The organism is uncultured Chitinophaga sp., assembly GCF_937898475.1.
In the GTDB taxonomy this organism is placed as follows: domain Bacteria; phylum Bacteroidota; class Bacteroidia; order Chitinophagales; family Chitinophagaceae; genus Chitinophaga.
The window spans coordinates 193083-199201 of record NZ_CALEJS010000033.1; the positions used below are offsets into that span (position 1 = coordinate 193083).

A 6119-nucleotide genomic window follows, 5' to 3' on the forward strand; every position below is an offset into this window, starting at 1 on the left:
CAGGTAAAAAAAGGTGTTTTATCCAACAAATGGCGTGAAAAGTGGGAAATTCCAATGCGGGGATGCGGTAATTTTGTACCGTGTTTAAATGATGGACAATGAAGATGAAATTGAATATTCCTATATGGCAACTAAAAGAAAATATCTCCGGCGTTCGTATCGAGAAGATGAACGAAGCCTTTATTTCCTCCTTGTTTGACGATATCAGTACGCTGCACCGTAACGACCATTTTATATGCATCATGCTCACCACAGGCAGGGCCGAATTACTGGTTGATTTTAAGAAGGTACAGGTTACACCCGGCCGGGTGATCTTTCTTTTCCCCGGGCAGATACAGCGGGCTGTTAAGTTTGAGAATAATGTGGATGGATGGATCTTATTCCTGGACAATAAAATGGTAGATGAACATGCCCGGCTGATGATCGAAGACTCCCTGTTCAAAGGGCCGGTGCTGCCCTTATCGGCTCCGGATGTGTGGTGGTTTATCCGGTATTTTGAACTGCTGCTGCAAACTTATAACGACGAAAGCCTGGGCCCCCTCCATAAACCGGCTGTTAATGCATTTGCCGCGCCCTGTGTGTATAAAATTGCCTCCGCATTCCAGGCCAATACGCAGCTGGGATTAAATCACCATTCCCAGAGAAGCATTGAGCTGACCAAAGAATTCAAACGACAGGTAAGGCAACATTTCCCTGACCTTAAAAAGCCCAGTGAATATGCCGCTTTAATGCGCTATTCCATCAGTTACCTGAACGATACCGTAAAAGCGGTAACCGGCTTTACCACCTCTTACTTTATCCAGCAGGAAATGCTCCGCGAAAGCCAGCGCTTATTGTGCTATACAGACCTCAGCATAAAACAGATATCTGACCGGCTGGGATACGAAGACCCCAAATACTTTAACCGGATCTTTACCAAACTGGCAGGCACGCCGCCGGGACGGTTCCGGACCAACTTCAAATCTCTCAAAGCTTAAAAATCCGCACGGAACATGAATATTCATCTGATGGGATGTACCAGCATTCCCAAATGGATCCTCTTTTTGTTTTTTATAAGCCCGGTCTGCAGCCTGAAAGCGCAATCCACCCACAACGCCACGCTCAGCCTCTCCCTGGAAGAGGCCATCCGGCAGGCTAAAGCTGCCAACCGCGCCATCAGCGCGCTGAAAAAGGAAGAAGACGCCGCCCGGGCAGATCTGCAGGATGCCAGGATGGGCGCCCTGCCCCGCGTACAGGCAAATGCATCTTACCAGCGTTATACCAGCGTAACGCTTTTTGACGGGGTGCTGGGCGATCCGCACCAGATACCCAAACCACCCGGCCCGGATGCCGGGGCCCTGGCACTGGAAGCCTCCATGAACCTGTACGCCGGCGGCCGTCAAAAGGCCATGGTCACCGACATGCAGCATAAAAGCGAACTGGCCACCCTGGATACCAGGGAACAGGCCTCCTCCATCGCTTTACAGGTAACCCTGCAATACCTGGACATGATCCGGCTCTATTTCCAGGCCCGGCTTATAAAAGACCAGGTAACGCGGGCGCGTATACGCTCCAAAAATATCAACGCCTTTTATATCAACGGTAAGGTCACCAAAAGCGATGTGCTGCGGGCTGATGTTTCCCTGTCAAACATACTGTTAAACGAAACTGCAAATGACAATGACTATCGCATCAGCAACCGTAAACTGAATATGCTCCTGCACCTGGATCAGTCCACCACGATCATCCCCGCAGATACCGTGTCCCTGATCCGGCCAGACAGCCTGGAACTGGAAAGGCTCTCGGCAGATCTCTCCGGCGCCTATGCCGTCTTAAAGCTGAAAAAGCACATCACGTTACAGGAAAACCGCACCAAACTTGCCAGATCCTTCCAGCTTCCCTCCCTCTCCCTGTTTGGCGGGTATGGCTTTAACTATCCCAACACCCTCGTGTTTCCACCCCGGCCACAAACTTTTGCAGTGGGTACCGCCGGTGTAAGGCTGACCTATGAGCTCTCATCCCGCTACCAGCATAAAAATAAAGTACGGGCATCCCGGCTCAGGGAAAGCCGCTTACAACAGCAGCAGGAATGGATCAGCGAGAATGTACAACAGGAAGCAACGGCACTGAACATTAAGTATAATGAAGCGCTGAACCGGGCGGCCGTTACTAAAAAATCCATTGAGCAGGCAGCAACCAACTACCAGATACAGCACACCAAGTATGCCAATCAGCTCAGTCTCCTAACAGACCTCCTGGAAGCAGATAACCTCTACCAGGAGTCCAGGCTGAACCATATACAGGCAAACATCGCCGCCCTGTCCCTGTACTACCGGCTGCTTTTCTTAACGGGTAAACTTTAAACAACGATGCAATGAAAACTAACAAGCATACTAAAACAGGCTTTATGAACAAGCTGATCAAATGGGTGGCTATAACGCTCATCCTTGCCGGGCTCTCTTATTTTACCTGGTACCTGGCCTATGCCGCCAACTATGAAGATACCAACGATGCACAGGTAGAGGCCTTTATCAATCCCGTTTCCGCCCGCGCCGGAGGCTTTATACAGGATGTGCGCTTTGAAGAGCACCAGCAGGTACAACAGGGAGATACCCTGGTGATACTAGACAACCGCGAATACATCCAAAAAGTGAAGGAAGCAGCAGCCATGCTTGAAGATGCCAAAGGCCAGCTGGAAATATTAGCTGCCGCCATTGCCGCCGCCCAGACTTCCACCCTGGTGAACAAAGACCAGATCAACGCCGCCAAGGCCAGGCTCTGGCAACAGGAACAGGATGTAAAACGGTTTAAGAACCTGCTGGGCGATGATGCAGTGACCCTGTCTGAATTTGAACAGGTGCAAACCAGGTACGATGTAGCCAGGAACGATTATAACGCGGCCGTCAACAGCCTGAGAACCGGCGACAGCAAAGTGCGGGAACTGCAGGCCAGGTATAACTCCCTCTTCGCGGTACGCAAACGCGCCGCCGCCCTGCTGGATCTCGCCAGGCTGAACCTCAGCTACACCGTTATCACTTCTCCCTACAACGGCTACACGGGTAGAAAAACCATCCTCGAAGGTCAGCAGGTTCAGGCCGGGCAACCCCTGGTATCTGTGGTAACCACCGCCGGTAAATGGGTAAGCGCCAATTTCAGGGAAACACAGGTATACGGCATGTATGTAGGTCAGCCGGTAAGCGTTGAAGCGGATGCCATACCGGGTAAAGTCTTCCAGGGAAAAATCGCGGCAATAGCGGCTTCTACCGGGTCTAAATTCTCCCTGTTGCCAGCCGATAATTCCACCGGCAACTTTGTAAAGATCATTCAGCGTATACCCGTAAAGGTAGTGTTCACCGGCCAGGATGCGGAAGCGCTCAAAGCAGGCATGAACGTAAGGGTAAGGGTAAAAATGGCAACCAAATAAAAGATATGCTGCAAACCGTTTACTTCAACAGCCGGATCAGCCGCTACCCGGGTATCGCCAGGTTGGCGCTGGTGCTGATACTGTTCGCGGCCATCGCACAGTTTGCGTCCTTCGGACTGATACAGGCGCATGTCATCTCTTTTTACGGTGCACAGCCGGAAGATATTTCCTTTGCCTTCCAGGTTACCTACGCGGGTATTATTACCACCCTGCCGCTGCAGTTCAGGCTATTGCGTTATTTCAATACACGCAGTTACCTGCTGGTGGCATTGCTGACAGGTATCCTGCTTAATACAGGCTGCCTCTTTGTGCACGATCTGCTGGTGTTCTCCGTACTGCGCTTTTTCACGGGCGTCATTACCTGCATCATAGCGGGTTGTATGCTGATCGTCATCTTCTCTACGCTGCCGGAAGCCAAAAAAACACTGGTAGGCACATCCCTGTTCTTTTCACTGATCCTGACCAGCGGTACGCTGCTTGGCCTGCTCAGCTCACGGGTGGTGGTAAGAACCGACTGGACGGCGTTATACTACGCACTGATCGGATTGCAGCTAATGGCCATGCTGCTTTGCCTGCTCATTTTCAGACCGGTCGCCATCATGAAGCCGTATCCATTGTACCAGCTGGATTGGACGGGCGTGGCGCTCTTTATGTTCGCCTCGTCTGCAACGGCCTTTGTGATGATATACGGTCCCAAACGTTACTGGATGCAGGATCCGCTTATCCTGTACACCTCCATTGCCGCTGCGGTGCTGCTGGTACTTTTCCTTTTCCGGCAGGCCAGCCTGAAAAGACCCCTGATCGATCTCCGCGTTTTCCGTCACGGTAAATTTATTTTCGGCCTGCTGCTCCTGCTGCTCTTTTACGGGGTGCGGGACAGTCTCAACCTGCTCTATGGCTATGCAGCAGGCATACTTGGCTGGAGCGCAGCAGATGTGGCCAACGCAGGGTTGTACAACGTAGCTGGGGTGATCATCGCCACCTTTATCGCGGTGAAGCTGATACTGCTCAGAAAGCAGCTGCTGCCTCTCCTGCTGCTCACAGGCTTCGCGTTGATGTGCTGCTATCATATATGGGTATACGAACGCCTGACGCCCGACCTCTCACTACATGAGCTACGTATCCCCATACTGCTGCAGGGTGTTGGCTGCGGGCTGCTGTTTGTTCCGGTCACCGTTTTTTGCCTGGTACAGCTTCCGCCAGGTACGGGGATGACGGGCATTGTTGTCTGCAGCTATGCCCGTTTTATTGCCGTGCTCAACTCCATTGCTGGTTTCTATACTTTGCAGTTACATTATAACCAGCAGTTCAAACTCAGCTTCCTGGCTAAGCTGATCCCGGAGAATGCGCTCCTGCTGCAAAGGACCGAATTATACAAAAGCGCGCTGGCAGCCCGTGGGGCCGCCCCTGATGCGGCAGCAGGTATTTCCGGTATGCTGGTGGCCAAAGCCACCGCTGTCCAGAGCCAGCTGCTGGGCATCCGCGCTATATTCCTGCTGGCGGCAGGTTTAATGGTGCTGGCCTTCATCGCATTACTGCTCTTTGCAGTGATCAATAAGCGGCTGCAAAAATGATATTTTGCAGTTTCTGATTTGAGAAGTAACTACACTTCCCTTGTTACGCTAAACCATTCTTTACTATCATCTAGGCTATTTCTCTATCCTTTACTTGTTGCTAATTTTCCTTTTTATGCTATCCTCTCTGCTAATCAGTTACTATTAGAAAACTACGGTCACTCAACACGGTGGTGATGGCTGTGCAAAAACCTGGCAGCACGATCACTACCCAAGCCATACAGTTCAGAAAACTCTGGATTCTCAGAATATTAAAGACGTTTAGTTCTTAGTATCTTCTGTTTTCTTAAAATCCTGAATACATTTTATTCCGTTATTTTGCTTTCAATACAGCTTTCTTTTCCTATATTAGCCAAAATTTGTCAAGTCAATAAACTGACTTAAAATGATTGGAAATAGGATTAGAGAGCTACGTGAAAAAGATAACATATTGCTCCGGCAATTAGCTGCCAAACTGGATATAGACACGCCATGCTCAGCAAAATGGAGCGTGGCGACCGCTTATTCAGGAAGGAAGACATTGTGACTCTTACCAAAATTTTTAAGCAATCGGAAGAAGACTTGTTTACCCTCTGGTTGGCAGACAAAATTCTGAAAACCATTAACGAAGAAGATTACAAGAAACAGGCACTAAAGCTTGCACTCAAATCAATTAAATGACCTTTCCCATCAATTATAAACTACAATGCACAAATTCGGAGCTATTCAAAGACATGAAGGCGATAAAGGAATTAAGATCAGGTACGCCAGTTCAGCATAATATACTGGAAGTCAATTAAGTACCAAAACCTTCGGGTACCATCAAGTAATCTGAAATGGTGGCTAAGATCCCTCCTCATTTCATCGATGATTACATACCTCCTTATGGAAAGAATAACCTTTGGTTTTTGTAATGGAATAGAATATGGAGCATCAATATAGATATTCACATAGGGCCGTTGCATTTTTAGATGTACTCGGCTTTCAATCCAAACTCAATGAGTTTGAAAATGAAGCTATCGAGTATCACAATAATTTCACTGATGATGAAGGCTTGGAGGATTCCGAAGAAGAAGAGATTAACAATAGCCGCATCTTCTACTCACAAAAGGGAGTGTAAAATAAACTGTGTCAAATTCTATTTCAATGTTTGGAACCCCACG

At 49.2% G+C, this 6119-nt stretch carries 5 protein-coding genes; all 5 read left to right on the top strand.

Features of this window, described 5'->3' with window-relative positions; genetic code table 11:
- Positions 1-98 precede the first annotated feature (98 nt).
- The gene (locus Q0577_RS21150) at positions 99-977 is read left to right on the top strand and encodes an AraC family transcriptional regulator (protein ID WP_298739918.1); all 879 of its coding nucleotides are present in this window, start codon (positions 99-101) and stop codon (positions 975-977) included.
- A 15-nt stretch (positions 978-992) separates the two neighbouring features.
- A complete protein-coding gene (locus Q0577_RS21155; protein WP_298739919.1) occupies positions 993-2342 on the top strand; it encodes a TolC family protein in 1350 nt (449 codons plus the stop codon).
- 11 nt (positions 2343-2353) lie between these two features.
- Positions 2354-3403, top strand: coding sequence for an HlyD family secretion protein (locus Q0577_RS21160; protein ID WP_298739920.1), 1050 nt, complete (start codon positions 2354-2356; stop codon positions 3401-3403).
- 5 nt (positions 3404-3408) lie between these two features.
- A complete protein-coding gene (locus Q0577_RS21165) occupies positions 3409-4977 on the top strand; it encodes an MFS transporter (protein WP_298739922.1) in 1569 nt (522 codons plus the stop codon).
- Positions 4978-5881: 904 nt separating this feature from the next.
- On the top strand, positions 5882-6076 hold the full coding sequence (locus Q0577_RS21170; RefSeq protein WP_298739923.1) for a hypothetical protein: 195 nt from the start codon (positions 5882-5884) through the stop codon (positions 6074-6076).
- Positions 6077-6119: the final 43 nt, after the last annotated feature.